The following is a 26670-nucleotide window of genomic DNA, read 5'->3' on the forward strand; positions in this document are numbered from 1 at the left end:
GGGTGGGGCCCGCACGTGGGACTCGGGAGGGCGGCAACGCAGTGGGTGCGGGCGGTCGGCGCGGTGGGCGCCGGGGCGCGGGGGCGCCGTCAGGCGTGTGCTCCCGCCAACTCGGCCGCCAGGGCGGCGGTGCTCTCGCGGCCCAGCAGCCGGCTGGCCGGCACCTGGACGCCGAGGTCCTGCTCCAGCAGACGGCGGAGCTGAACGGCCATCAGGGAGTCGAGGCCGAGGTCACGCAAGGGCCGTCGCGGGTCGACGCGGTCGACCGTGGTCCCGAGGACCTGCGCGGCGTGCGCGATGATCCGGTCCTCGGGCAGGTGCGTGGCCTGGACCGCGGCGCCTGCCGGCTCACGCTGGATCACCCGCTCGAGGGACGGAAGCGCGGGGGCCGGAGGCGTCACGACGGGCACGGGCACGGGCATGGACGCAGCACGCGCCGACCGCACGGGAGCCCCGCCTGGCTGCCGCAGCAGCGTGATGCCCTGGAACTCCGCCAGCACGCGGTTGTCCGCGGTGGTGAGCGTGACGTCGCAGCGGGCACTGTCCCCGTCACCCTCGGGTGCGAACCGGACCAGGCACCAGACCTCTCCCTCCGGCTGCGCGACCAGCAGCACGCGCTCGAAGGAGAGCGGCACGTACACCGGCGGCGGACCGTCCGTGCCGGTGTGGTGCGGCCAGGCTCCGAGCATGGCCAGGAGCCCGGCCTCCAGTGCTCCGGCACCCGAGACGGCGGGGACCCGCAGGCGGGCCACCGCCTCGCCCTCCCGCCGCCACATCTGACGGATCAGCTGCAGCTCGGGGGCCACGGAGTAGCCGAACGCCTCGGCCCTGCGGTAGAACTCCGCCCCCGGGACGAACTCCGCGCAGCGGGTCAGCATCACGTCCAGCGGCACGGTCTGCGACGTGCCCACGGGCGGGGCCCCCTCGGCGCCCGCGTCACACATGGCCCGGGCGACGCCGGTCACGCACAGGACGCTCTCGCCCGACCGGTCGAACAGCGCCTCGGCCTCGAACCCGAGCTCTCCCCCGGCGCCCGGACGGGCGCCGCCGGTCGCGTCCTCCAAGCTGATCGCCAGGGTCGTCCCGGTGGCCTCCGGCACAGACGGCAGGGTGTCGCCGATGCGGACGTCCCGCAGCTCCACCGGGCCCTCGCCGACCAGGTCGCGCACCGTCTCGGCGACCGCCTGGAGGTACAGCACCGGGGGAACGGGCGTCATCCCACGGACGGTCACCCCGACGCCCGCCGCCGCGACTCCGAGCCGGGACAGCCGTATCAGGCGCTGCTGCCGGTCGGCGCGGCCGGGCGTCTCCACCGGGGCGCTCGACTCCGGCTCGGCACTGTGGTCCTCCGCGTCCCAGGGGTAGAGGGGCAGGGGCACACGGGTGGTGTCGTCGCCGTACCAGCGCCGCCAGTCGACCGCCGCGCCCAGGCCGAAGGCGCGGCCGAGCGCCCGCGCCGACTGGGCCGATTCGCTCTGGTTCCGTACCAGCGTCGTGACGACCGTCGCCGGCAGAGCCAGCGCTCCCTGCACGTCCTCGATCGCCTGGCTGAGCACGGGGTGCGGGCTGACCTCGACGAAGACCACCGTCCGGCCCTCGACGACGTGCCGGACCGCGTCGGCGAAGCGCACCGGCTGCCGCAGGTTGTCCGCCCAGTAGGCCGCGTCCAGGACGGGGCCCTCCACCGCGGCGGAGCGGACCGTGGAGAACATCGGGGTGTGCGGCGCCGACGGCTCGAGGGCGGCGAGCTCGGCCAGCAGGTCCTCGCGTATCTCATCCATCAGCGGGGCGTGGGAGGCGACGTTGACCTTGACCTGGCGGCACAGGATCTGACGCCGGTCCAGCTCCCGGGCGATCTTGTCGAGGAGGGCCGGGTCGCCGGCCAGCACGGTGGCGTGCGGGGAGTTCTCCACCGCCACACAGACCTCGTCGCCGTAGCCGGAGACGAGCTCGCGCGCCTGATGCGGGGACAGCTCGGTGGCGAGCATCGCGCCGCGTCCCGCGAGGCGCTGCATCAGCCGGCTGCGCCGGGCGATCACCCGGGCGGCGTCCGCCAGGGACAGCGCGCCCGCGACGCAGGCGGCCGCGGCCTCACCCATGCTGTGGCCGACGCAGAGGTCCGGATCCACACCCATGGCCCGCCAGTGCGCGGCGAGCGCGACCTCCAGGGCCCACAGCACGGGCTGCACCACCTCGACGGCGTCCGGGAGATCGGCGGACGCGTCGAGCAGCAGCTCCAGGACGGACCAGCCGAGCTCCTCGCGCAGGGCCGTGTCGCACTCGGCCATGGCCGCTCGGAACGCCGGGGAGGTCCGCAGCAGCTCCCGGCCCATACCCCGCCACTGCGACCCCTGGCCGGGGAAGACGAACGCCACCGCGTGGGCGCCGCCGAAGCCCGCCTCGTGCAGGCCGCCGTCCGGGGTGGGCCTGCCCTCGGCCAGGGAACGCAGCACGTCGGCCAGGGCGTCGTGGGAGTCACCGACGGCCCAGAGCCGGAAGGGGTGCTGATCCCGGCCGGTGGCTGCCGACCGGCAGATGTCGCGCAGGGCGAGGCTCCGGCCGCGGCCGTCGGGCCCGAGATACCGCGCGTGACGCAGCGCCAGGCGCTGCAGCGCGCCCGGCGTACGGGCGCTGAGGACGAGCAGGTGCGGCGCGGCGACGTCATCTGCGCCCAACCCGCCCGCCTCCGGCACACTCGCGAACCCGGCCCCGGGCCGGGCAGCGGACTGAGCAGCGGGCACAGCCGCCGGCTCGGGGACGTACTGGCCGATCACCGCGTGGGCGTTCGTGCCCGAGATGCCGAACGAGCTGACGCCCAGCACCGCCCGCTCGCCCCCGGGGCGCAGCGCGGTGTTGCGGTCGACGACGGCGACGGGGAAGCCGGGCTCGGTGAGCTGGGCCTGAGGTGAGCTCAGGTGCAGGGACGCGGGGACCGTGCCGCGCTCGGCCACCAGGACCGCCTTGATCAGCCCGGCGATGCCGGCGGCCGCCTCGGTGTGGCCGATGTTCGTCTTCACCGAGCCGACCAGCAGCGGCTCGGCCGGGCGCTCCTCGCCCATCGCCTCGGCGAGGGCGCGCAGTTCCACCCCGTCGCCGACGACGGTGCCCGTGCCGTGCGCCTCCACGTAGTCCACCTCGGCCGGCGTGACGCCGGCGCTGCGCCAGGCGGCGCGCAACATCGCCGCCTGCCCGGACACGGCCGGCTGCAGCAGCAGGCCGCTGCCGTCGCCGTCGTTGGTCACCGCGCTGCCCAGCAGCAGCGCCCGGACGGTGTCGCCGTCGGCGAGCGCGTCGGAGAGGCGCTTGAGCAGCACCACGCCCACGCCCTCGCTGCGCACGAAGCCGTCGGCCGAGGCGTCGCCGAATTTGCAGCGCCCGTCGCGCGCGAGCATGCGCCCCTGTGAGTAGGCGATGGCGTCGGTGGGCGAGAGGATGACGTTGACCCCGGCGGCGACCGCCAGGCTGCACTCCCCGGCGAGCAGGTTCTGACGCGCGGTGTGCACGGCGACCAACGAGGACGAGCACGCGGTGTCCATCACCAGGCTCGGCCCGCGCAGGTCGAACGCGTGCGAGACCCGGCCCGCCGTGACGGACCGGAGCCGGCCGCCCGCCATGGCCCGTACGTCGGCGGTGGTGTGACTGCCCGTCACCTCGGCGTACTCGGCGGTGGCCTGGCCGACGAAGACGCCACCACCGCCGCCCCGGACCGAGGCCGGCGGGATCGCGGCGTCCTCGAACGCCTCCCACACGACGTGCAGCAGGAGGCGCTGCTGCGGGTCCATGGTGCGGGCCTCGCGCGGCGAGATGCCGAAGAACGCGGCGTCGAAGTCGTTGACGCCGTCGAGGAAGCCGCCGTGCCGGGAGACCAGCCGGCCCGGGGTCCCGGGCTCGGCGTCGTACCAGGCGGTGACGTCGAACCGGTCCGACGGGACGGGCACCACGGCGTCGGAGTTGCCCTCCAGGAGTCTCCAGAACTCCTCGACCCCGGCCGCCCCCGGGAACCTGCATGCCATGCCGATGATCGCGATCGGTTCAGCTCGGTACATTCCAAGACCTCCCCCAGTGGATGATCCAAGCATATACCCGAGGCCAAAGTTGTCCTCCGATTTTCCCCGGACGAGTGACGGGAGCCGACACCCTGTCAAGCGCGCCGAAACGCCTTGAGCCGTCCTTTAACAGGGTTTTGACGCGCCGTGCACTCCGGGCGAGGGGGAAGTCCATGTCAGTCCGAGGGGTGATCGGGGCTTGACTGGAGTCGTCTGTTGGACTTGAGTTCATGAATGTGCTTCAGTTGAGACGCCGGCCGCTGCGAGCGGGCCGGCCCCGGCCGTAGGTCCTTCAGACTTCTCAGGAGCAGCCGTGGACACACCTCTTTGGCAGAAACACTGGTTCGACCGCCGCGCGCCGTTCGCGGACGAGTGCCGGCAGGCCCGGGACTCGTTGTTGACCGATCTCAAGCAACCGGCCCTGGCCCAGCAGCGCGTCCTCGCCGACGTCGTCGACATGAGCGCCGGCTCGGTGCACTGGCGGGAGCGGGGCTACGACGTCGTGGCCGACGACCACCGGCGCTTCCGCTCGGTGCTGCCGGTGATGCGCTACGACGACTTCGTCCCGGAGATCCAGCACGAGACCCGCACCAAGGGCGGCACCCTGACGTGCAGTCCGGTCCTGCGCTGGCTCAAGACCAGCGGCACCACCGGGGCGCCCAAGCTGGTGCCTTACACCCTGCACTGGCTCCTCACCTACCGCATCCCCGCGATGAAGGCGATGTGGGGGACGTACCTGGAGTACCACCCCGAGCTGCTGGCCCACCCGTACGCGACGCTCGACACCCAGACGGTGCGCGAGGACGTCTTCGACTTCGTGCACGGCATCGGCCACCAGGCGATCAGCAACCGGCACCCCCGCGTCAACAGCCGCGACTGGAACCCGCCGTGGTACGAGTCGCCGTGGTTCGGGCCCGAGGTGCCGAGCAGCCACGAGGGCCGCATGTACCACCGGATCCGGAACCTGGTCGGCAAGGAGCTGCACTACATCTCCTCGATCAACCCGAGCACCCTGATCTCGCTGCGCGACCTGCTGGCCGAGCACCGGGATCAGCTGGTGGACGACGTCCGCTCGGGGACGCTGGAGGGCCGGCCGTACGCGCGGCCGGACGTGGCCGGAGCCCGTCGGCTCGAGGAGGCGCTGTCCCGGCCGGAGTTCACGCTCACGGACGTGTGGCCCTCGCTCACCCTCTACACCTGCTGGCTCTCGGCCTCCGCCGGCCTGTACGCGAGCAAGCTCGACGCCATCTTCCCGGGCGTCGACCGGCTGCCCTTCATGAGCTGCGGCACCGAGGGCGTCACCACCATCCCGGTGGACGACTCGCTGCACAGCCAACCGCTGGCCGTGTCCCAGGCGTTCTTCGAGTTCGTGCCCGCCTCGGTCCCGCTGGGCGAGCTGCTGGAGACCGGGGAGCCGGTGCCGACGCTGCTCTTCGACGAGGTCGAGCCCGGCCAGGACTACCACCTGATCATGACTCAGGGGAACGGCCTCTACCGGCTGTGGACGGGGGACGTCTACCACGTCGACCGCGTCGTCGACGGCACCCCCTGGATCCACTTCGTGCACCGCGACGGGGTCTTCCACTCCTTCACCGGCGAGAAGCTCACCGAGTCCCAGGTCGCCTCGGCGGTCCAGCGGGGCCTCGCGACCGAGGGTCTCGGCCTCGGGCTCTACATGTGCGGCCCGCGCTGGTCGGAGCCGCCCTACTACGACGTCGTGGCCGAGGTCCCGGAGCCCTCGCCGCGGCTGGACCGGGCGCTGTCGAGGGCCGTGGACTCGGCCCTGCACGAGATCAACATCGAGTACGCCTCCAAGCGCGACAGCGGCCGGCTCGGCGCACCGGAGGTCGCCACCGTGCCGCGGGACGCCATCGCCGCCTACGTCGAGAGCCACCGTCAGGCCGGCAACACCACCCAGTACAAGTACCGGCCGTTCCAGCGGGACGTCGACTTCGTCACCGCGCTCACCGGTCGCTGAAAGGGAGTTGGGACGTGATCGAGACCAAGAGGCCGCCGCAGAACACCCGCAGGGAGATAGCGGCGTTGCCGGTCGACGGCACCGAGCTGGCCCTGCACCTGTGGCGGCCGCGGGGGCAGGTCAAGGGCGCGGTCTTCTATTTCCACGGGCTCCAGTCCCACGCGGGCTGGCTGTGGGAGGTCGGTCCGCAGTTCGCCGACAACGACGTCGCCTTCTACGTGCTCGACCGCCGCGGCAGCGGCATCAGCGGGGGCGACCGTCAGGACCTCCCCGACGTGGACACCGTGGTCCGCGACTACCTCACCGCCGTGGCGCACGTGCGGCGCGAGATCGGCGACGCGGTCCCGCTGTCGCTGTTCGGGCACTGCCTGGGCGGCTCCTTCATGGCCGCCCTGATGCACCATCCGGAGTTCACCACCCGCTACGACGCGGCGATCTTCTGCTCCGCCTGGCTGGGCAGGCTGCACGCCACCCTGGACGAGGAGCAGCGGCGCGCCCTCGCCGCCGAGACCTCCCTGGAGCTGTGGGACGCCGGGCTCAAGTCCGAGGACTTCACCGACGAGGTCCGCCACCGCCACTTCATCGACCACGACGACCTGGCGGTGCGCGCGCTGACCCACCGCTCCCGCGGGGTCCTGCTCGGCCTGGAGGAGCTCTACGTGCGGCCCCGCAAGCCGCTGCCGCCGGTCCCGGCCGCGTACGTCTCCGGGGCCAGGGACCCGATCATCGACCTCGACGACGCCCGCGTCGCGTTCCGGCGCATGACGGGGGCGAACGGCGCGCTGCTCCAGTACCCGACGGACAAGCACTACCTCTTCTACACCGACGTCCGCTCCCGGCTGGTCGACTGGGCGTCCACCTTCACCCTGATCCAAGGGGTGGACCGCGATGTCTGAGCCGGCCATGGCCGAGCTGTACCGGGTCGAGCTGCCCATGGCTGTCGGCTTCGACCATCCCGCCAAGCGACGTGCCACCGCGGACAGCCTGCTGCTGCGGCTGGAGGTCGACGGCACGGCCGGGCTGGGCGAGTGCGCCCCCCGGGCGTACGTCACCGGTGAGACGAGCCACTCGGTGGCGGCTGCGCTCCAGCAGGTCCCGCTGGACCGGCTCTTCGCCAGGTTACGCGAGGCCGACCCGGCCGAACTGCTGGCCCGGGTCCAGCAGGAGGGTGTCTCCGGAGCCTTCGGCCTGCACGGCGGCAACAACCTGCTCTGCCTGCTGGAGACCGCGCTGCTGGACCTGCTGGGCCGCCGACTCGGCCTGAACGGGGTCGAGTTGACGCCGGCCTCGGGCAAGCCCGCCGCCGGCCCGGCCGCGCTCCCGGTGTCGCAGGTGCTCGATCTCAGCCTCGACGTCGAGGAGTTCCTCGACACCCGCAGTCCGTTCCACTTCGTCAAGGTCAAGGCGGCCGACGACATCCGCCGCGATGTGGCCACGGTCGGCGCGATCCGCGCCCGCCTCGGGGACGCGGTCCCGATCATGGTCGACGCCAACATGAGCTGGTCCGCGGATGAGGCCCCGGCCCGGCTGACAGCCCTGGCCGACGCGGGCGCCGACCTCGTCGAGGAGCCCCTGGCCAAGGGCGCGTGGGCGGAGCTCGCCCGGCTGCGCGCCGGTTCCGGGGTGCGCGTCGTGCTGGACGAGTCCGTGTGCACCCTCCACGACGCCCTGACGGCGGTGGAGTTCCGTGCCTGCGACGCCTTCAACATCCGGGTCGCCAAGAACGGCGGCCCGGTGAGCGCGGCCCGGCTGATCGACGTCGCACGCCACGCCGGGCTGGGCTTCCAGATCGGGGTGCAGGTCGCGGAGGTGGGTCCGCTCATCCACGCGGGCCGGGCGCTGGCCTTCGCCCACCCCGACGCGTTCACCGTCGAGGCGGGCCAGTCGGACCGGTTCTTCCCCGAGACGGTCGTCACGCCCCGCCCCGCGGTGGACCGTTCGGCCAACACCGTCGAGCCGCCGCCCGGACCGGGCTTCGGCCTCGCGCTCACCGACCGCGCCGCGCCCTGGGCGGTGGCGCGGTACACCGAGGGGGCTCCGGACTGGGCTCCGCTCGCCACGACGCCGTCAGGAGGGGTCCACCGTGACAATCGTCTATGAGTGCGAGTACGAGGGCGAGCGCTGGCTCGGCCTCGGCCTGCCGAACGATCAGGATCCGCTGCTGCTCCACCCCTTGGGCGAGGCCACCCCGGCTGGGGTCAGCCCGGCCGGGGCCACCCTGGTCGGCGGGCTGCCCGCCGCGGGCGGTGACGTGGCGGCTGCGGTCGCGCGGCTCACGGAGGGCCGCACCCCCGTCGAGGTCTCCCCCGCCCGGCGGCACCGCGTGCGGATGCTGCCGGCCCTGCGGCCGGCTCACGCGGGAGACGCGCTGGTCAGCGGCTTCATGATGACCCACAACGTCAAGGTCGACGCCGAGGTGCCGGACCAGCCCACCTGGTTCGTCAAGGGCTCCGGCGACAGCCTCCGGGTCCCCGGCGAGCCGCTGGCCGTCCCCGCCGACGCGGTCGCCGTCTGCGAGGAGGCGGAGGTGGTGCTGGTGTACGTCGGCGACGAGACGGGCGTGCCCCGCTACGTCGGCTACACCTTCGGCAACGACCTCACCGACATCGGCCGCTTCAAGCAGCACCCCGGGCACCTGTCCTACGCCAAGCTCTGCGACGCCGGCCTGGCGCCGTGGCTGCACCTGGCCGAGCCGCCGCGCTCGGTCACCGGCGAGGTCGTGGTCGAACGCGACGGCGTCCCGGCCTGGAAGGGCACCTTCGCCACCGGCACCGACGCGCTCCACTACGACGTGCCGACCATGATGGCGCGCCTCTTCGCCCACCACGCCCTGCTTCGCCCGGGCCTCGTGCACTACGTGTTCCTCGGCGCCGACCGCAGCAGCTTCCACGCGGGCTTCCGCACCCAGGACGGCGACGTGATCACCATCGGCTTCGCCAGTCACGGCGTGACCTTGTCCCACCCGCTCAGGTTCCACCCGCACCACGGAGGTTGATCCACATGTCCCCTGCCGTCACCGCGCGGCGCCGGCTGATCCTGGCCACCAGTTGCCTGAGCATGTTCATCACGGCGCTCGACAACTCGATCGTCAACCTGGCCCTCCCGGCCATCCACCAGGATCTGAACGCCTCGGTGTCCAGCCTCCAGTGGATCGCGGACGCCTACACCATGGTGCTCGCGACGCTGCTGCTGACCGCCGGCGCCACCGCCGACCGCTGGGGCCGGCGGCGGGTCTTCCTGACCGGCCTGGCCGTGTTCACGGTCGCCTCGCTGCTCTGCGGCCTGGCGCCCTCCGGCGGCTGGCTGATCGCGTTCCGGGCGCTGCAGGCCGTCGGCGGGGCGATGCTCAATCCCATCGCCATGTCGATCATCTCCACCACCTTCCCCGAACCGGCCCTGCGGGCCCGGGCGTTCGGCGTATGGAGCAGCGTCTACGGCGCGAGCATGGCGGCCGGGCCGCTCGTCGGCGGGGTGCTGGTGGGGACAGTGGGCTGGCGGTCCATCTTCTGGGTCAACGTCCCCGTGGGCGTCCTGGCCATCGTGCTGACCCTCGTCTTCATCCCCGAGTCGCGCGCGGAGAGGGCGCGCCGCCTCGACCCGGTGGGGCAGCTGCTGGTGATGGTGTTCCTGCTGCCGCTGACCTACGCGGTGATCCAGGCCACCGGGGTGGGCTGGACCTCGCCGCAGATCCTGGTCTGCCTCGGCGTCTCGGCGGTCGCCCTGATCGCGCTGCTCGGCTACGAGACGCGCCGCACAGAGCCTCTGGTGGACCTGCGCTTCTTCCGCAGCATCCCGTTCTCCGGCGCGACCCTGACGGCGGTGGCCGCCTTCGTGGCGCTGGGCGGCTTCCTGTTCCTCAGCAACCTCTACCTGCAGGAGGCCCGGGGCTTCTCCGCCCTGCGCAGCAGCCTCTACCTGCTGCCGATGGCCGCCATGACGCTTCTACTGGCACCGGTGTCCGGGCGGATCGCCGGCGCCCGCGGCGCGCGGATCCCGCTGCTGCTGGCCGGCGTGGCCGTGATGCTGAGCGGGCTGATGCTGACCGCGCTCGGCCGCGACACCCCGGACTGGTGGGTCCTGGTCGCCTTCGCCCTGTTCGGCGTCGGGTTCGCCATGGTCAACGCGCCGATCACCTCGACCGCCGTCTCCGGCATGCCGCGCGCCCAGGCCGGTGTGGCCTCGGCGATCGCCTCCACGAGCCGCTTCGTCGGCCAGGAGCTCGGGGTGGCGATCATCGGCAGCGTGCTGGCCGCGGGCCTCCACGGCCAGGTGACCGGGGAGTTCGACGCGGCGAGCCACGCCGGCTGGTGGATCGTCGTCGGCTGCGGCGCAGTGATCGCGGTCCTCGCCGTGACCACCACCAGCGCCTGGGCCAAGGACACCGCCAAGCGCGTCGCCGACCGGCTGGACCCGGCGGCCCTCGTCGCCCCCGGCCCCGGTGTCGCCCCCCGCAGCACCACCGACACCGCCGTCGCACCCCGCACGGCGAACTGACCTCAGACCGACCCGAGATCGGAGCCTCCCATGAGCCAGAGCCCCGCCCTGCGTGTCCTCGTCCTGAACGGCCCCAACCTGAACCTGCTGGGCGAGCGGGACCCCGCCCTCTACGGAACCGCGACCCTCGCCGACGTCACGGACAACGTGACCCGGCTCGCCAAGGAGCTGGACGTCGCGGTGGACTTCGCCCAGCACAACTCGGAGGGCGACGTCGTCGACGCACTCCAGCGGGCCCGTCACGACTACGACGCGGTGATCCTCAACCCCGGCCCGCTCTCCCACTCCAGCCTGCCGGTCCGGGACGTGGTCCACGTCATCAGCACCCCGGTCGTCGAGGTGCACATCTCCAACGTGGTCTCCCGCGGCGGCTACCACGAGAAGCTCGTCACCGCGCCCGCGGCGGCCGCGGTCATCTGCGGCTGCGGCATCTACGGCTACGAGCTGGCCCTGCGGCTCATCGTCCAGCGCTACGCGCCGGCCGCGGCAGCCGACCGCCAGGCCTGACCGGACGCACCCCACACCCTCCTGGAGCGAACAGTGACCGCCTCCCCTTCCTCCCTCTCCCCTTCCTCGTTCGGTCTGGACGGCCGCGTCGTGCTGATCACCGGAGCCGGCAGCGGCATCGGTCAGGCGGCCGCGGTGGCCTTCGCCGAGGCGGGCGCCCACGTGGCGCTCGCCGGCCGACGCCTCGAACACCTCGAGGAGACCCGCAAGCTGCTGCCCGACCCCGACGACGCGCTCGTGCTGCGGTGCGACGTCGACCGCGAGTCCGACGTGGTGGCGCTCGTCGACGCCGTGGCCGAGCGCTTCGGCCGGCTCAACGTGGCGTTCAACAACGCCGGCACCTTCGGCCGGTTCGGCCCGCTGCACGAGGACGACGAGGAGAACTTCGACCTCGTGGTGGGCACCAACCTGCGTGGCCTGTGGCGCTGCATGCGCCACCAGGTGGCGCGGATGCTGCAGAACGGCGGCGGCTCCATCGTCAACTGCGCCTCCGTGGCGGCCCACCTGGGACACGCCAGGAGCCCCCTGTACTCGGCGACCAAGCACGCGGTGGTCGGCCTGAGCAAGTCGGCGGCGCTGCAGTACGCGGGCTCCGGCATCCGCGTCAACGTCGTCAGCCCCGGCTCGACCGACACCGACATGCTGCGCTCCCTGTACGAGGACGCAGGAGCGCTGCAGGCGCGCTCCAGCCGGGCACCGCTCAAGCGCCTCGGCACCCCGGCGGAGGTGGCCAACGCCGCGGTGTGGCTGGCCAGTCCGCTGAGCGGCTACGTCACCGGCCAGACCCTGCCGGTCGACGGCGGCGTCACGGCCGGCAGCAGCGCCTGACCGGCGGCCACCTCTTCATCCCCACGACCCCGAGGAGCCCCTGCCCCATGGCGTCCACCCTGTACCGCAAGGTGTTCGATCAGCACGTCGTCCGTGAACTGGGCGAGGACCAGTACCAGTTGTTCATCGGCCTGCACCTCATCCACGAGGCGACCAGCGCCCAGGCCTTCGCCATGCTCCGCGAACGCGGCCTCCAGGTCGCCTATCCGGAGCGCAACGTCGCCACGGTCGACCACATCATCCCGACCGACGACGTCGCGCGGCCCTTCGCCGACGCCCAGAGCGAGGCGATGCTGGCCGCGCTGGAGAACAACACCGCGTCGTTCGGGCTGCGTTTCCTCTCCGCGGAGCGGCGCGAGAACGGCATCGTGCACGTGATCGGCGCGGAGCGCGGGCTCACCCAGCCCGGCCTGACCATCGTCTGCGGCGACTCGCACACCGCCACCCACGGGGCCTTCGGCGCCCTGGCGTTCGGCATCGGCACCTCCCAGGTGCGGGACGTCCTGGGCACCCAGTCGGTGATCGTCAACCGGCTCAAGGTGCGCCGGATCGACATCACCGGCGCGCTGCGGCCCGGCGTCTCCGCCAAGGACGTCATCCTCTACGTGATCCACCGTCTCGGCCCCAAGGCGGGCGTGGGGTTCGCCTACGAGTTCGGCGGGGCGGTCGTCGACGCGATGTCGATGGACGAGCGGATGACCGTCTGCAACATGGTGGTCGAGGGCGGGGCCCTGGTCGGCTACTGCAACCCCGACGAGACGACCTTCGCCTACCTGCGGGGCCGGCCCAGCGCCCCCGAGGGGGAGGACTGGGACCGCGCGGTCGACTGGTGGCGCTCGCTCGCCTCCGACGCGGACGCCCCGTACGACGACCGGGTGGTCTTCGACGGCGCCGAGATCAGCCCGATGGTCACCTGGGGTGTCAACCTCGGCCAGTCGGTTCCGGTGGACGGACACGTCCCCGGCGCCGCCGCGGACGCGGCGGCGGAGGCCGCCCTGGCCGACGCGCGGACCTTCATGGGGGTGACGGCAGGGCAGCCGGTCGAGGGGATCGGCATCGACGTCGCCTTCCTCGGCTCGTGCACCAACGGGCGCCTGTCGGACTTCGTCGAGGTGGCCGAGGCGCTGCGGCGCAGCGGCGCCAAGGTGGCCGAGGGTGTGCGGGCGCTGGCCGTTCCCGGCTCGCAGGAGGTGCGGGCGCAGCTGGTCGAGCGCGGCCTGGACAAGGTCTTCGAGCAGGCCGGCTTCGAGTTCCGGCAGCCCGGCTGCTCGATGTGCATCGCGATGAACCAGGACCGCCTGAACGACGGCGAGACCGCCGCCTCCTCGTCGAACCGGAACTTCAAGGGCCGCCAGGGCTCCCCGACCGGCCGGACCTTGATCATGTCCCCGCTGTCGGTGGCAGCGGCGGCCGTGCGGGGCGCCGTGGCCGATCCGCGCGAGGTCTTCGCGACCAACCGCTGACCGCTCGCCCCGTCCAGCCGTTCCCCCCCAGCACCCGAAACAGCGTCAGAAAGGCAACCCCGCCGTGGTCTCCCTGCAGCCCGTCGTCACCGTCAGCGGCACCGCCATCGCCATGGAGGGCGACGACATCGACACCGACCGGATCATTCCGGCCCGCCATCTGAAGTCCCTCAGCTTCGACGCCCTGGGGCGGTTCGTCTTCGAGGGCGACCGCCGCAACGCCAAGGCGGCCGGACAGGTCCACCCCTTCGACGCACCCGAGCACGCCGGGGCCCGGGTGCTGGTCGCCGGGGAGAACTTCGGCTGCGGGTCCTCCCGCGAGCACGCGCCGCAGGCGCTGCACCGCTGGGGCATCCGTGCGATCGCCGCGGTCAGCTTCGGCGAGATCTTCCGGGGCAACTCCGCCACCATCGGCCTGCCCTGCGTGCTGCTCACGCCGGAGGTCTCGGCCGAGGCCCGGGCGGCGATCGCCGCCGACCCGACCGTCGAGGTCACCGTCGACCTCGAGGCCAAGCAGCTGCGGTTCGGCGGGACGGTCCGGCCGGTGCGGATCAACGAGTCGCTGCGGCAGCGCTTCGTCTCGGGCAGCTGGGACAGCCTGACCACGCTCGCCGAGGGGAGCGGGGCCGCCGCCGAGCTGAGCCGCCGGCTGCCCTACCTCAACCACTGGCACGCGGCCTGACCGGCACCCCCGGCCGACCAAGGAGCGACAGGAGCGACTGGTGCGACAACTCGTCATGCCCGACGCCACCGGGTATCCGCGTCTGGCGGAGCTGGTGCGCGGCTGCCCCGACGGCGACCGGGTCGAGCTCTTCGCCGAGCGGGCGCGCACCGAGCGGGAGCTCGCCGACCGGATCCGCGGATCCGCCGACGTGCTGCAGTTCTTCCACGGCACACCACTGCGGGCCGAAGCCCTGCTGGCGGCACGCCCGGCCCGCGTGCTGGTGGCCGGCCCCGCGGGCGGGGCGGTGGACCTGGACGCGGCCCGGTCCGCCGGGATCCACGTCTACGACACCCCCGGCCTGGCGGCCGCCACGGTCGCGGAGTTCACCCTCACCCTGCTGCTGGCCCTCGCGCGGCGCCTGCCCGCCGGGGTGGGCGCGGGTACCGCTTGGCGCCCCACGGCCGGGCGGGACCTCGCCGGGCGGCTGCTCGGAGTCGTGGGCTGGGGCGCGATCGGCTCGGCGGTCGCCCGGCTGGCCCTCGGCATCGGGATGCGGGTGGCCGCCTGGTCCCCCTCGCTGGACGCCGCGACCGCCCACACGGCCGGCGTCCAGCGCCTGGAGCTGGACGAACTGCTCGCCGCCGCGGACGCGGTGAGCCTGCACCTGCGGTCCGCCCCCGGAACGGACGGAATCGTCGACGCCCGTCGGCTCGCCCTGCTGGGCCCGCACGCCCTGCTGGTCAACACCGCCCGGGCCGCGCTGGTGGACATGGCCGAGCTGCGCCGCCGCCTCACCGCCGGCGCGCTGGGCGGGGTGGCGCTGGACGTGTTCGACGTCGAGCCGCTGCCCGAGGACGACCTGCTGCGCACGCACCCCGCCGCGCTGCTCACCCCGCACATGGCCTGGATGACCGACGACGCCGTCGGCCGCTTCCTGGCCGCCGCGATCGCCTTCGGCGTGCACGGCGACGACAGCCGGGTGCGGCGGCTCGCCTGAAAGAGGGCTCACCTGATCAAGAAAGGAGGTTCACCCATGCCCGCCGAGATCTTCGTCGGCGACGACCACGTGCTCGGGGACGTGCTGAACCGCGTGGCCGCACGCCTGCACGAGCAGGGGCTGACGGTGGTCCGCGGCCCCGCCGCGCCGCCGCCCCTGCGCACCGAGTATCCGCAGCCGGAGTGGCCGCACTACTTCGGCCGGGCCGAGGCGGCGGTGATCAGCTCCCGCACAGTGGTCACACCCGAGCTGATGAGCTGGGCCCCCCGGCTGCGGGGGCTGGTCTTCGCCTCCAGCAGCACCGCCTCGTGCGACCTCGACGCGGCCACCGAACGGGGCCTCGTCGTCGCTCACGGGGCCACCCCGCCGAACATGGAGGGCATGGCCGAGGCCACGGTCATGCTGCTCTCCGCGCTGATGCTGGACCTGCCGCTCAAGCAGCGGCAGTTGGCCCGGGGGCTGCCCCGCCCGGCCTCACACGCGCTGACGGCACGTCAGCTGGCTGGGGCGACGGTCGGCCTGGTCGGTCACGGCCGGATCGCCCGCGAGGTCGTCGCCCGGCTGCGGGGCTGGAAGGTGGCCCGGATCCTGGTCGCCACCCGGCATCCCGAGCGCCACCGGTCGGCTCCCCCGGTCGAGTTCACCGACCTCGACACGCTGCTCGCCCATAGTGACGCGGTCAGCCTGCACCTCCCGCTGACCCCCGCGACCCGCGGCGTCATCGGCCCGGCCGAGCTGGACCGGATGCGGCCCGACGCGGTCCTGGTGAACACCGCGCGCGGCGGACTCGTCGACGAGACCGCCCTGGCCGAGCGGCTCGCCTCCGGCCGGCTGCGCGGCGCGGCGATCGACACCTTCGACACCGAGCCGGTGCCGGCCGACCACCCGCTGCGCGGCCTCGACAACGTCGTCCTGACCGAGCACATCGTGGGCCACACCCGGGATCTCTTCGACTCCCTGGTGCCCACCGCGGTCGAGCACGTCCACGCCCTCCTCGCCGGCCGGCGCCCCCGCTACCTGGCCAACCCCGCGGTCCTCGACCAGGGCCGCCGAGCCGACCGACCACCACCCACCGCCACCAACCACTGACACCGGCCACACGACAACGCCACGCAAGGAGAGATGGGTATGCGCAAGCAGACGCCTTCGACGTACGACCTGGAGACGGACGTCGTCGTCATCGGTTACGGATACGCCGGCGCGGTCGCCGCGATCACCGCGCACGACGCGGGAGCCGAGGTGACCATCCTGGAGAAGATGGCCCAGCCCGGCGGCAACTCCCGGGTCAGTGGTGGGAACTGCGTCATACCCCGGGACAGCGACGAGGCGGTCGAGAGCTTCACCGACTACCTCGTGGAGCTCTGCTTCGGGACGACCCCGCGCGACGTCGTCGAGACCCTGGTCCGGGAGGCCCGCGGCCTGGTCAAGTGGTGCGCGGACCTCGGCGGCGAGCTGCACATCCCCGAGCAGCTGATCGTCGCCGGCACCTACCCGCGCACGGTCAAGGGCCCCGGCTTCCCCAAGGTGCCGGGCGGGCAAGGCACCTTCGACAAGTACTGCCTGCGCGGCGACGCCGAGGTGCCGCCGTCGCTGCGGCTGTGGAACCTGTTGTCCGCGAACGTGGCCGAACGGTCCATCGACGTGCAGGTGCGGACCGCGGCCCAGGAGCTGATCACCGACGACTCCGGCACGGTCGTCGGCGTGGCCGCCGAACGGGACGGCCGGCGCATGACGGTGCGGGCCCGCCGGTCGGTCGTGATGACCTGCGGCGGGTTCGAGAACAACCCGCGGCTCAAGCAGGACCACGTGCCCGCCAAGCCGTTGCGGTTCGCCGGGAACCCCGGCAACACCGGCGACGGGATCACGATGGCCCAGGGCGTGGGGGCGGACCTGTGGCACATGGCGCCGACCTCCACCATCATCGGCTTCCAGGCACCGGAGTTCGAGGCCGCGTTCGGGATCTTCTTCCCCTCCGACGGTTTCGTCTACACCGACCGGCACGGCCGTCGCTACGTCGACGAGACGGGCGTGGAGCTGCACGAGTTCACCCGTGTCTGCGCGCACTTCGACACCGAGGAGGTCGAGTTCCCGCGGATACCGAGCTGGGGGATCTTCAACGAGCAGACCCGCCTGGCCGGTCCGCTCACCTGGAATACCAGCGGGTACAACCGCGACCTGTACCGCTGGAGCCCTGACAACTCGGCCGAGATCGACCGCGGTTGGATCCTGCGGGCCGACTCGGTCGAGGAACTCGCCGAGCGGCTCGAGGTCTCCCCGGAGGTGCTCGAAGCCACCCTGAGCCGCTACAACGCGGCCTGCGAGAGCGGCGTGGACACCGAGTTCGGCCGCTCCGCGGAGACCCTCAAGCCCCTCGAACCGCCGTACTACGCCCTGCCGCTGCATCCGACCGTGCTCAACACGCAGGGCGGCGCCCGACGGGACCGCGAGGCGCGCGTCCTGGACCCGCAGGGCGAGCCGATCCCCCGGCTCTACTCCGCCGGCGAGTTCGGCTCCGCCTGGGGCTTCCTCTACCAGGGCGCGAGCAACATCACCGAATGCCTGGTCTTCGGCCGGATCGCGGGCACCAACGCGGCCGCGCAGGCCGCGAGCTGACTGAGCCTTCTTTCCCGCGGCCACAGCGGTGGCGCCCCCGTCCGGGCGTGCTGTGGCCCGGTGGCGGGCCGGGGCTCCCCCGTCCCCCCGGCCCGCCACTCTCCCGTTCCCAGCTGAGGAGGAGTCACCTCAATGACCGTTCGCACCGCCCTGATCGCCGGCGCCGCCGGGGGCATCTGCAGCGAGCTCGCCCGCGCGCTTGCCGTCCAGGGGCATCGGATCGCGCTGCTCGACCGCGACGCGGCCGCCCTCGAGCGGCTCGCCGAAGAGCTGTCCGCCACCACCGAGGTCCGCACCCTGACCGCCGACGTCCGGGACGCGGCCGCCGTCGAGAAGCAGCTCGCCTCGCTGACCGGCGGATGGGCTCCGGCCATCCTGGTCAACGGTGTCGGCGGCGACACCCGCGTGGTGGGGCTGGAGGACCTCGACGAGTCGTTCCTGACCGATTCCCTGGAACTCAACGTCCTGCCCGTGCTCACCACCATGCGCCTGTGCGCGCCGGCGATGAAGCGCGCCGGCTACGGACGGATCGTCAACTTCTCGTCCGCGGGCGGACGGACCTACAGCCACTTCAGTAACGCGGCCTACGTCGCCGCCAAGTCCGCGGTACTCGGACTGACCAAGCAGGCGGCCTACGAACTCGCCCCCTTCGGCGTCTGCGTCAACGCCGTCGCCCACGGTCCGATCGCCACCCGCCGCATCGCCGACGCCTGGGCCGTCCGCCCCGAGCAGGAACAGCAGGCGGTCCTCTCCCGCATACCCGTCGGCCGTCTCGGCACCGTCCCGGAAGCCGTCGGCAGCGTCCTCCACCTCTGCTCCGAGGAGGCCGGCTTCACCACGGGCGCCGTCATCGACGTCAACGGCGGCCTGTTGATCTAGAGCCGGCACGGCCACCGGCCGGGACGCCACCCCCCGTTCGGGTGGGACTGCCGGGCACCGGATGTGGGCATGAGCAAAGAACGGCGACTCAGCCGCCGCCTGCCAACCATCGATGGAGGGACAAGCCATGAGCCTGACGGTCGCGCAGGTCCTTGCCGCCAAGCCCGACGGTGGCCGCACCGTGCACACCATCCGCAAGGACAGTTCCGTCCTGGACGCGCTCAAGTTGATGGCCGAGATGAGGATCGGCGCCCTGGTCGTGGTCACCGCCGGGCAGATCGCCGGCATCGTCACCGAACGCGACTACGCCCGCAAGGTGGAGCTCTGCGACCGCACGGCCGCGACCACCCTGGTCGAGGAGATCATGACCCCACGGGTCCGCTATGTGGAACCCTCACAGAGCGCGGACGAGTGCATGGCGCTGATGACCGAGCACCGCATGCGCCACCTGCCGGTCCTCGACACCGGCCGCCTGAGCGGCATCGTCTCCATCGGTGACCTGCTCAAGCAGCAGATCGCGGACCAGCAGTTCACCATCGACCAGCTGGAGCACTACATCCACGGCGCTCCCAGCGCGGCCCACCTGCGGTAGCCACCCGACGGGCAGGGATCAGCCCTCCGCGTGCTCGAACGGGCCGAGCCTGCGACGGCGCGGGGTGACCGCGGTAACGGCGCTCTCGCGCAGCTCCGGGTCGGCGGCGGCGGCGCGTTCGTACCAACGTCCGTAGCGCGCCGCCAGCCCCGCGGCGGAGGTCCCGTGGAGCAGCACGCTGAGCCCGACCGTGACCGAGACGACGTCGCTGATCAGGCCCACGCCGTGGATGTGCTCCTCGGCGACCAGCAGTCCGAAGACGACGGAGGCCAAGCCGCGCGGGCCGAACCAGCCGACGTACGCGACCGTGGGCGGCTTCAGCCGGCCGCCCGCCAGGGCGAGCGCCACCGGGACCATCCGGATCACGGTGAGGCTGAGCACGGCGTAACCCACGATCCGCCAGCTGAGGTGCTCCAGCGCCGGGCCGAGCAGCACCGCGCCGAAGAACGTCAGGCTCAGCAGGCCGAGCATGCCGCCGAGGTACTCGGACAGCTCCGTGGTCGCGGTCACGTCCAACGGGCGCGAGGAGCCGCCGCCGCGCAGTGCCTGGGCGAAGAACAGCCCCGCGACCCAGGCCGCGATGAACCCGCTGCCGTCCGTCACCGCGCCCAGCATGTACGCGCCGACGGCGTCCGCGAGGACGAACAGCTGCCGCCACTCCCCTGTCACCCAGCCGCGGTCGTGCGACAGCGTCAGCAGCCGGCCGCCGATACCGCCGACCGCCACGCCGATCGCCGGGCTGAACAGCAGGGCGCGCCAGAACGCCCCGGACATTCCCTCCTGCGCGTACGAGGTGCCGGGCACAGCGGCGAGAAAGAGCACGAAGAACGGCAGCACCAGGCCGTCGTTCAGGCCGCTCTCCACGTTCAGCGCCTGCCGCACCAGGCTCGGCACACGGGTGTCGGAGATGGCGCTCTTGCCGAGCGCGGCGTCGGTGGGCGCGAGGATCGCTCCCACCAGCGCCAGTTCCCACACGCTCAGGCCCGGCAGGAGCGGCCAGGCCAGCAGCCAGCCGGCGCCGATGGTGAGCAGCAGGCCGACCGACAGCAGCCGCCCCGGCAGAGCCCCGCCACTGCGCAGGTCCGGCCAGCGCACGGTCGTCGCGTCGGTGAACAGGACCAGCGTCAGGGCGGCCTCCACCAGGGTGCGCAGTTGCTCGGTGTCCTGCCCCAGGCTCACCAGGTCCAGGCCGACCGGCCCGATCAGGATGCCGCAGCCGACGAACCACATGGCGGCGGAGACCGGGGTGCCGGTCAGCCGTCGGGACACCAGCGCATAGGCCGCGGTGACCCCGGCCACCGCCACCCCGGTCCAGGCGGCGCCGCTCATCGGGCCTGCCCTGGCGTGCTTCTTCCGGTCACAACGATCCCCACTCGCGCCGCGGGAACAGCCTGTGCGCCAACTCTGCGTCACCTCCTGGCGGCCTACCGGGACCGACACGTGACCGTCAGGGTGATCCGGCAAGGCTCCTGACGGACCGCCACCAGGTCACCTGTCCGGCCCCCGACGGCCACGTCCTCTGCGGTCGCGGCCGGACCCGGAGCTAGATTCGCACCAACCGAACCGGTCAGCGCGCCGAAGCGGTCGTGGAGAGCCGCAGCAGGCTCGGGCGGGCGCGCGGCGAGCGAAGGGCAGGACATGACGAGTCGCCCCAACATTCTGCTGATCGTCACCGACGAGGAACGCGTCTCCCTCCCGCGGCCGCAGGGCTTCTCCCTACCCGCTCGGGAACGGATCGCGGCCCGCGGCACCACGTTCGAGCGCTACTACACCGCCTCGGCGATGTGCAGTTCCGCGCGGTCCGTCATCTACACCGGACAGCACCTGCCGATCACCGAGATCTACGACAACGACAACATGCCGTACATCCGCCCGCTCAACCCCGAGCTCGGCACGCTCGGGACGATGCTGCGGTCCGCCGGCTACTACACGACGTACCAGGGCAAGTGGCACCTCTCCAACGCCTACCTCACCCCCGACCACCCGGACCCCACCACGGACGCACTGGAGCCGTACGGCTTCAGCGAGTTCAACGACTGGGGCGACATCGACGGCGGCGCCTGGGCGGGCCTCAAGATCGACCCGGTCATCGCCGGCCAGGCCGTCAAGTGGCTGCGCGGCCGGGCGCCGGTGGTCCGCGAGGACCAGCCGTGGTTCATGGCCGTCAACTTCGTGAACCCCCACGACATCATGAGCTTCGACTACGGCGGCAGGTCCCAGGTCCAGCTCCCCTTCGGGCTGGCCCACGCGGTGGTGGCCCGTGCCGCCGCCGACATCCCCGTCTACCAGCGCCGCTGGGACTTCGACCCGCCAGCAAGCCTGCACGACGACCTCTCCGGTGCGGCGCCCGCCGTGGCCGAGTTCGGGCGGATGCTCGACACCGTCTTCGGACCCGTCGCGGACGACCAGCACTGGTACGACGGCCTCAACTTCTACCTCAACGCCATCCGCGACGTGGACCGCAGCGTCGAGTTCGTCCTGGACGCCCTGGAGGCGTCCGGCCAGGCGGACCACACCGTCGTCGTCTTCACCTCCGACCACGGCGAGATGGCGGGCTCTCACGGTCTGCGGCAGAAGGGCAACCTCGTCTACGACGAGAACTTCCACGTCCCGTTCATCGTCGCCCACCCCGACGTGGCCGGCGGCGCCCGCACCGAGGCCCTCGCCTCCGCCGTGGACCTCGCGCCGACCCTGCTGGAGATCGCCGGGGTCGACGCCGCCACGAAGGCCGACCGGCACCCTGCCCTCAAGGGGCACTCGCTGATGCCGGTGCTGCACGGCGGGACCGTGCGCGAGGGCGCGCTGACCGCCGTCGAGTCGATCACCACGCTCGACGCCGCCTTCTGGTTCGAGTTCGCCGACCCGGAGGCGCCCCAGCGCATCGCCTCCGGCGACCTGCGGCCCGACTGGAACAAGCGCGGCTTCCTGCGCGGCTACTCCGACGCCCGCTACACCTTCGGCCGCTACTTCTCCCCGCTGAACCCGAATCGCCCCACCGACACCGAGGCCCTGCTGGCCGACAACGACGTCGTCCTCTACGACCGCGCCGAGGACCCGGCCGAGCTGATCAACCTGGCCGCCGACCCGGCCCACCGCGACCTGGTCGAGCGCTACCGCGCCCTGCTGGAAAGCCTCATCGACACCGAGATCGGCGCGGACACCCGCGCCTGGGTCACCGAACGCCCCCGTCTCCTCGGCTGGCCGACCTGGCACGGCGACACCGACCGCCCCGAGGCCCTCGCCGGCAAGAGCTGAGGCCGCCTGACAGCCGGTGGTTGTCGAAGCGGCCGATCGGCTGTTGGCCCGTGCTCCACGGCCCGGGGTCCACTGGTGATCACCACCACGGCCCCGAACGGAAGCTGGAGCGCCCGCTCACGATGACCGCCTTCTTCGACACCCCCGGGCTGCTGCCCGCCTTCGTCTCCACCAACCGCTCCCGCGTCGTCGGCGCGGGAGCGGACCCGTTCGAGTACGACCGCGTGACGGGCGCGCTGCAGGACCTGCTCGACTGGCCGCAAGCGCTGGAGCGGGCCGGGCGCGGCCATCTCGCGCGGGCGGTGGAGGCGGAGACGGCCGGCCACCATCTCTCGGCGGCAGCCGGGTATCGGACCGCCGCGGCGTGGCTGCACTGCGCGACGGTGCTGCCGCACCCGGACCGGGACGCCCTCGCGCGGGCCGAGGCCACCGCCGACGAGGCGATGGGACGCGCGCTCGCGCTGACGGAGCCTGACGCGGCACGGATCGAGGGCCACGGCTTCGTCGGGTGGCTGCGGTTCCCTTCCGGTGTGGTCCGCCCCCCGATCGTGGTGATCGTGCCGGGGATGGACTCCAGCAAGGAGGAGTTCCACGACGTCGCGGACGCGCTGCTGCCGCGCGGCGTGGCCGTCGCGGCCGTGGACGGGCCCGGCCAGGGGCTGCTCGCCACGCGTTCCACTCCCGAGCCGGCCTACGAGAAGGTCATGGGCGCGCTGCTGGACCTGCTCGGCGCCCGGGACGACCTGGACCAGGACCGCGTCGGCGTGATCGGCCTGAGCCTGGGCGGCTTCTACGCCGCCGTCGCCGCCGCGCGGGAACCGCGCGTGCGGGCGACCGCCACGGTCAGCGGCCCGAGCTCGCTGGACTGGTCGCAGCTGCCGCCCTTCGTGACCGAGACGCTGACCCAGCGGTGCGGATCCGCGGACGCCGCCCGTGCGTTCGCCACCCAGGTGCGCCTCGACCCGCTCGCCGCGACCATCCCCGGCCCGATCCTCGTCGTCGACGGCGGCCTGGACCACATCCCCGGCGCCACCAACGGCGCACCGCTCGCGCAGGCCGCCCCGCACGCCCGCTACCTCCTCGTCCCCCACGGCGACCACCTCCTCGGCAACGCCCGCCCCGACTGGCTCCCCGCCACCACGGACTGGCTGGCCACCCAGCTGGGAGCGGACCTGCCGAGGCCGTGACCCCTGCTCGCCCGCCGCTCCCACTCGCCCTGGCCGAACCCGCCCCGGCCTGAGCGGGCGTCACGCCCGGCAGGGGGTGCCCGGGGGCCAGGCGTAGGGGGCGGTGAGGCGGTAGGTGCCGGGTGCGCCGACGCGCAGGGCGGTCCAGTCGCCGTCGCGGCGGAGGCAGGCGGAGCCCGGGCCGTGGGCGGCGAGCCAGCGGGACCAGGGGACGCGCAGGCGGATCGTACCGGCGATGGGGACGGTCAGGAGCACCTGCGCGGCATCGGCCCGCTGGGTCCGGGCGGGCGGATCGGCCAGCGGCGTGGGGTCGGTGACCTCGTAGACCTGCCAGGAGTCGGACTGCCAGACGGGCCGCAGGAAGGGCGGGGCGGAGCGGATGAGAGCGACCTCGTCCAGCGCGGCCACGTCCGGCGGCGTCGCGGAGAGGACCACGTAGCGCACGGCCCAGCGGCGCAGCCAGGCGTGGTAGCGGTCCGGGGTGAGCGTGCCCTCGTAGAAGAGCGGGTCGCGCTGCGCGTCCAGCTGCCGGTTCCAGCCGCGGGCGAGCTGGACGGCGTCGGCCAGACCCCAGGACTCCCAGTGGTTGAGCATGGGCACCGCCTCGACCCGGGCCCGGTCGGCGTGCAGGCGGCGCAGCTCGTCGCCGAGCGCCGCCGCCCCGGCGGGCACGGGCGCGCGCGGCGGCAGCCCCACGAGGTCGGCCGCCACCACCCAGTACGCGGTGGCGGCGAAGGCGAGCGCCAAGGCGACCGAGCGGAGCGTGCGCCGGGGGCCGGGCGCGCAGAGGGCGGCCAGGAACGGGACGCTGGCCAGCACCATCGCCAGCCGCCCGACGTTCCCGCCGATCGGGGTGTCCACCACCCAGGTGGCGACCGCGCCGAGCGCGTAGACCGCGGCGGCGACGCGGGCGGTGCGCCAGCCGGCCGGGGCGAGCAGGACCAGCAGCGCGGCGCAGGCGACCGTCACCAGCACGGTCCAGCCGCTGTTCGGGTCGACGCCGTAGGAGGGGAACAGCAGCGCCGCGCCGGCGACGACGAGGACCGGTGGCACGGCCAGCGCCCAGCCGCCTGCCCGACGGCCCGTCAGCAGCAGAGCGGCAGCGACGACTTCGAGGAAGAGACCCGCCAGTGGGCTGGCGGCGGTCGCCAGCGCGGAGGCGAAAACGCAGCCCACGACCCGGCCGCGGCCGACGGGCGGCCCGCCGAGGGCCAGCACCACCGCCCCGAGGGCCACGGCCAGGCCGACCGCGAAGGAGACGCGCCCGGCGGCCAGATCGCACCAGAGCGCGAACGCGCCCCAGGTGGAGACGGTCCACGGCCGGTGCACACCGCTGCGCCGCACCAGCAGGGCCAGGAACGCCGCCCCGGCGACCACCGACGCGACGCCCGCGACCCGCACGCCGAGGAGCGCCATCAGCTGCGGCGCGGCCAGGCTGTAGGCGGCCGGGTAGGCGCCGCCGTACCAGGCCAGGTCGTCGGCGCTGCCGGGATGCCGGGCCACGAAGTCCGTCCACGCCGCCTGCGCGGCCAGGTCACCGCTCACGTCGGCGAGGAACCGCGCCCACACCAGACCCAGCGCCAGCGCTAGCAGCGGTCCGGGCCCGAGCGTCCGCAGGCCGTCCGCCGCGAGCCCCCGCACGTGCCCGCACACACTCCGCACCCGAACCACAGCACATGCTGACACGCACGCCGCGCGACGGCCTGACGGCGCGCCAGCGGGCCGCCGGAATGCGGCGCCCCCGCCCACCGTTGCAATCGACAGATTCTGAGCGGTGCCGGAAGAGGTGGGCAGCATGGCGACGACAGCAGAGGACCTCCCGCGAGAGGAGGTCACCACCGCCTGCGGGCGGCGGATCCGCATCGGTGAGTTCCGTGTGGGCGCGACCGCGGGCACACGCTCGCGCGTGACGCTCGACGTCGGACCGGAACCGGGCGGCCGCTCGCGCGCCTGGGCGGGCCTGACCCCGGCCGAGGCCCGCGCCGTGGCGGCCCTGCTCCTCCACCGCGCCACCCTCGCCGAAGGCGAGGACACAGCCCGCAGCGGCCGCTGAACGCCGGCCGGTCAGCGGCGGAAGCCGGCGGCGAGGAGGAGCTCCTTGGCGAGGCGGGCGCTGCGGCGGACCTCCTCCGGGTCCTCGGGGGCGCCGGGGACGGCCTCCAGGCCGGCGGTCAGCCGGTCGAGGATCTCGGCGAGGGCCGCGACCTGGCTCTCCAGGGCGGAGACCCGGTCCCGCAGGGAGGACTCCAACGACGTCCCGGCGTCGGTGGCGGCCGCGAACGGGGTCGCCGCCTCCGGCGCGCGGTCCGCGGAGACCGCGGTGATCAGCCCGTAGTGGCCGTCGTAGCGGCCGTAGAGGACGCTGCCGCGTCCGGTCTCCGCGTCCTTGAAGAACAGGAACGGGTAGTCCGTCGCGCCCAGCCTGGCCCGCGCCTCGTCCTCGGTCAGCACCGGAGCGGCGGTCGTCAGCACGTTGACGGGCACCCGGCGTGCGGTGACGCCCTCCGCGGGTTCGAGCTGGGCGAGGCGGAAGGGGCCGGGGCTGAAGCGGTAGATCACGCTGTCCTGGCCGCTGCCCGTCTCGGTGAAGAGATGGAAGTCGAAGTCCATCGTCTCCATGGTCAGCGCCGCCTCGTCGACGGACTCCCGCGCCAGCCGGTAGTCCTTCCGGCGGACCAGGGAGCGCTCCGCGCTCGGGACGTCCGCCCGCAGCGGGCGCCGTGCGGCCTCCGCGCCGTCGCGCCACTCCAGCGTGCCGGACTCGTCGTCCGCCTCGGTGAGGTCGTGGCTGCGGGCCCATTCCAGCCGGCCCAGCTGCACGGCCAGCCGCCGGGCGAGCAGCGAGATCGCGTCCGTCATCGTCTGGGCCGCCACCTGGACGCGCACCAGCTCCCCGTCGACGTCGACGAGGACCTGCGCCACGGCGGGCCGGCCCTCGCGCTGCGGCATCCGGGCCAGCCGCACCCGGGCGGAGCGCACCGGCCGCCGCGCCTCGTCCAGCACCTCCTGGACGGTGGTGCGGGCGAGGTCGCCGGTCACGGGCGAGAGGTCGCCCGTGACGAGCAGCTGCAGCTCGGGCAGCTCCTGCGGACGGTCTTCACGGTCCATGGCGTGCACCCCCGTGGTGTCGGGTCCTGCTACCACTGTGGGGGGTCCGCCGACCGGCG

General features: G+C 73.3%; 21 protein-coding genes. 17 read left to right on the plus strand and 4 right to left on the minus strand.

What is annotated here, in order from left to right:
- Nucleotides 1-89 precede the first annotated feature (89 nt).
- A complete protein-coding gene (locus tag DN069_RS30250) occupies nt 90-4046 on the minus strand; it encodes a type I polyketide synthase (RefSeq protein ID WP_165845708.1) in 3957 nt (1318 codons plus the stop codon).
- 313 nt (nt 4047-4359) lie between these two features.
- On the opposite strand from DN069_RS30250, the gene DN069_RS30255 reads away from it, so the two are divergent.
- The 14 genes from DN069_RS30255 to DN069_RS30320 all read left to right on the plus strand — a co-directional run bounded on the left by DN069_RS30255 (nt 4360) and on the right by DN069_RS30320 (nt 19061).
- On the plus strand, nt 4360-6024 hold the full coding sequence (locus tag DN069_RS30255; RefSeq protein WP_111506382.1) for a GH3 family acyl-acid amido synthetase: 1665 nt from the start codon (nt 4360-4362) through the stop codon (nt 6022-6024).
- Nucleotides 6025-6038: 14 nt separating this feature from the next.
- Complete coding sequence (locus DN069_RS30260) at nt 6039-6920, plus strand: alpha/beta hydrolase (protein WP_111506384.1); 882 nt, start codon at nt 6039-6041, stop codon at nt 6918-6920.
- A complete protein-coding gene (locus DN069_RS30265) occupies nt 6913-8124 on the plus strand; it encodes an enolase C-terminal domain-like protein (protein ID WP_111506386.1) in 1212 nt (403 codons plus the stop codon). Before DN069_RS30260 ends, DN069_RS30265 begins: the two co-directional genes overlap by 8 nt.
- Nucleotides 8108-9019 (plus strand): fumarylacetoacetate hydrolase family protein, encoded by a 912-nt coding sequence (locus DN069_RS30270; protein WP_111506388.1) that lies wholly within the window; start codon nt 8108-8110, stop codon nt 9017-9019. Before DN069_RS30265 ends, DN069_RS30270 begins: the two co-directional genes overlap by 17 nt.
- A gap of 5 nt (nt 9020-9024) precedes the next feature.
- Nucleotides 9025-10518 carry an MFS transporter gene (locus DN069_RS30275; RefSeq protein WP_111506390.1) on the plus strand — a complete coding sequence of 498 codons (1494 nt, stop codon included), beginning with the start codon at nt 9025-9027 and terminating at the stop codon, nt 10516-10518.
- Between the two features lie 30 nt (nt 10519-10548).
- Nucleotides 10549-11025 carry a type II 3-dehydroquinate dehydratase gene (locus DN069_RS30280; protein WP_111506392.1) on the plus strand — a complete coding sequence of 159 codons (477 nt, stop codon included), beginning with the start codon at nt 10549-10551 and terminating at the stop codon, nt 11023-11025.
- A 33-nt stretch (nt 11026-11058) separates the two neighbouring features.
- Nucleotides 11059-11853, plus strand: a complete 795-nt coding sequence (locus tag DN069_RS30285; protein WP_111506394.1) for an SDR family NAD(P)-dependent oxidoreductase — start codon at nt 11059-11061, stop codon at nt 11851-11853.
- A 47-nt stretch (nt 11854-11900) separates the two neighbouring features.
- Nucleotides 11901-13316, plus strand: coding sequence for a 3-isopropylmalate dehydratase large subunit (locus DN069_RS30290; RefSeq protein WP_111506396.1), 1416 nt, complete (start codon nt 11901-11903; stop codon nt 13314-13316).
- 64 nt (nt 13317-13380) lie between these two features.
- Nucleotides 13381-13998, plus strand: a complete 618-nt coding sequence (locus DN069_RS30295) for a 3-isopropylmalate dehydratase small subunit (RefSeq protein ID WP_207892320.1) — start codon at nt 13381-13383, stop codon at nt 13996-13998.
- A 40-nt stretch (nt 13999-14038) separates the two neighbouring features.
- Complete coding sequence (locus tag DN069_RS30300; RefSeq protein ID WP_243639933.1) at nt 14039-14977, plus strand: NAD(P)-dependent oxidoreductase; 939 nt, start codon at nt 14039-14041, stop codon at nt 14975-14977.
- 36 nt (nt 14978-15013) lie between these two features.
- Nucleotides 15014-16066, plus strand: coding sequence for an NAD(P)-dependent oxidoreductase (locus tag DN069_RS30305; protein WP_111506400.1), 1053 nt, complete (start codon nt 15014-15016; stop codon nt 16064-16066).
- Nucleotides 16067-16105: 39 nt separating this feature from the next.
- A complete protein-coding gene (locus DN069_RS30310) occupies nt 16106-17590 on the plus strand; it encodes an FAD-dependent oxidoreductase (RefSeq protein ID WP_111506402.1) in 1485 nt (494 codons plus the stop codon).
- A gap of 132 nt (nt 17591-17722) precedes the next feature.
- On the plus strand, nt 17723-18469 hold the full coding sequence (locus DN069_RS30315) for an SDR family NAD(P)-dependent oxidoreductase (RefSeq protein WP_111506404.1): 747 nt from the start codon (nt 17723-17725) through the stop codon (nt 18467-18469).
- A gap of 127 nt (nt 18470-18596) precedes the next feature.
- Nucleotides 18597-19061: a CBS domain-containing protein gene (locus DN069_RS30320; protein WP_111506406.1), complete on the plus strand. Its 465-nt coding sequence runs from the start codon at nt 18597-18599 to the stop codon at nt 19059-19061.
- A gap of 18 nt (nt 19062-19079) precedes the next feature.
- Here the strand turns inward: DN069_RS30320 and DN069_RS30325 are convergent, their stop codons facing one another.
- Complete coding sequence (locus DN069_RS30325) at nt 19080-20390, minus strand: cation:proton antiporter (protein ID WP_111506408.1); 1311 nt, start codon at nt 20388-20390, stop codon at nt 19080-19082.
- A gap of 309 nt (nt 20391-20699) precedes the next feature.
- Here DN069_RS30325 and DN069_RS30330 point away from each other — a divergent pair, with 309 nt between their 5' ends.
- Together DN069_RS30330 and DN069_RS30335 are read left to right on the plus strand one after the other, a co-directional pair.
- Entirely contained in the window at nt 20700-22316 is a 1617-nt protein-coding gene (locus DN069_RS30330) for a sulfatase family protein (protein ID WP_111506410.1), read from the plus strand.
- 122 nt (nt 22317-22438) lie between these two features.
- Nucleotides 22439-23503, plus strand: coding sequence for an alpha/beta hydrolase family protein (locus tag DN069_RS30335; protein WP_111506412.1), 1065 nt, complete (start codon nt 22439-22441; stop codon nt 23501-23503).
- Between the two features lie 60 nt (nt 23504-23563).
- Here DN069_RS30335 and DN069_RS30340 read toward each other — a convergent pair whose 3' ends face one another.
- Nucleotides 23564-25144, minus strand: coding sequence for an MFS transporter (locus DN069_RS30340; protein WP_111506414.1), 1581 nt, complete (start codon nt 25142-25144; stop codon nt 23564-23566).
- Between the two features lie 154 nt (nt 25145-25298).
- Between DN069_RS30340 and DN069_RS30345 the strand changes: the two genes are divergently transcribed.
- The gene (locus tag DN069_RS30345) at nt 25299-25556 is read left to right on the plus strand and encodes a hypothetical protein (RefSeq protein WP_111506442.1); all 258 of its coding nucleotides are present in this window, start codon (nt 25299-25301) and stop codon (nt 25554-25556) included.
- A gap of 11 nt (nt 25557-25567) precedes the next feature.
- Here DN069_RS30345 and DN069_RS30350 read toward each other — a convergent pair whose 3' ends face one another.
- Nucleotides 25568-26611, minus strand: coding sequence for a sigma 54 modulation/S30EA ribosomal C-terminal domain-containing protein (locus DN069_RS30350; protein ID WP_111506416.1), 1044 nt, complete (start codon nt 26609-26611; stop codon nt 25568-25570).
- Nucleotides 26612-26670 lie beyond the last annotated feature (59 nt).

The organism is Streptacidiphilus pinicola, from assembly GCF_003258295.1.
In the GTDB taxonomy this organism is placed as follows: Bacteria; Actinomycetota; Actinomycetes; order Streptomycetales; family Streptomycetaceae; genus Streptacidiphilus; species Streptacidiphilus pinicola.